The organism is Herpetosiphonaceae bacterium (assembly GCA_036374795.1).
GTDB lineage: Bacteria > Chloroflexota > Chloroflexia > Chloroflexales > Kallotenuaceae > LB3-1.
Genome location: DASUTC010000202.1, coordinates 1 through 1,045 on the forward strand (window position 1 = coordinate 1; position 1,045 = coordinate 1,045).

A 1,045-nucleotide genomic window follows, 5' to 3' on the forward strand; every position below is an offset into this window, starting at 1 on the left:
ATGTGATGGCGCACGAGATCGATGTAGATCTGCATGCAGCCCGCAGCGCTGGTGCTGCCGGCGATCGTCAGAATGATCGTGCAGTCGTCACCCTGCAGCATGCGTTCATAGATCTCGCACGCCCGCCCGAGCTCGCGCGCACTGAACGACATCTCCTTGTAGGCATCGATCAGAGCACGCGGGTCGTGCGCCGTGATGTCGATGTGCTTCACGGTTCGCTGCAGCAGCTCGGCCTTGTTTTGCCGGTTGATCTCCATAGGCGCGTTTCCTGCGACGGCTGAGCGACCTCACGCCACCTTTTGCGGCGCGTCGTAGATGTTGTGCTCGGGATAGCGCGTGCCGCGCCTGACCACGTTGATCTCGAGGTCCTGAAGCTCAAAGGCGTCCGCGAAGTACGCGCAGATCCGCTCCGTATCCAGGCTGTTCTGGCAGGTGTACACGTCGGCGCTGACGAAGCCCCGCAAGGGGAAGGTGTGGATGCTGATGTGGCTCTCGGCGATCAGCACGAAGCCGCTGACCCCGCCCGGATCCTTGTGGCTGTGGTGCTCCAGCTCCACCAGAAAGGGCTCGGCCAGCTTGTGCATGCCGAGCCGCTCGGGCAGCTCGCTCAGGCACGCCAGGACGTGATTCCCATCCGCCAGGAGGCGCTGAGATCCGCCATAGCCGTCCAGGGTTAGATGGACACCGAACCCAGGCGCGGCTGCGGTTTCGGGGAGGTGCACGATGGTCGTCGTCCGCTTCGGCTCAAGCAGGTCGCTCGAGCTCACGCCCGCAGATATCATCGCTGGTTTTCCTATGCAATCAGAGCGTTAGTCGGCCGTCAACTCGACGGGACGCACTCAGGACAACGGCGCATCGGCGCCGCGCTGCTGGCCAGCTGCATCGGTCGCCCGACGCAGATAGGAACGGTAAACTTGGGGACCAAGGGCGGTTCCTCCAAGGCCACGGAGCGAATTTCTAAGATCACTACTCGTTAGAGCGCCGCCACACCTGAAGAAACGGTGAACCGACGCCGTCCCGCCCATCCGCTGGTCGCCCAGGAGTG

At 63.2% G+C, this 1,045-nt stretch carries 2 protein-coding genes; both read right to left on the reverse strand.

Annotated elements, in window-relative coordinates; genetic code table 11:
• Nucleotides 1-257 (reverse strand): deoxyhypusine synthase family protein (locus VFZ66_15325; protein ID HEX6290559.1); only part of this gene is annotated, 257 nt, incomplete at its 3' end.
• A gap of 30 nt (nucleotides 258-287) precedes the next feature.
• Entirely contained in the window at nucleotides 288-782 is a 495-nt protein-coding gene (gene speD / locus VFZ66_15330; GenBank protein ID HEX6290560.1) for an adenosylmethionine decarboxylase, read from the reverse strand.
• Nucleotides 783-1,045: the final 263 nt, after the last annotated feature.

Coding starts and splice junctions, on each gene's coding strand:
- speD (HEX6290560.1), bottom strand. CDS start 782: ATGATATCTGCGGGCGTGAGCTCGAGCGACCTGCTTGAGCCGAAGCGG.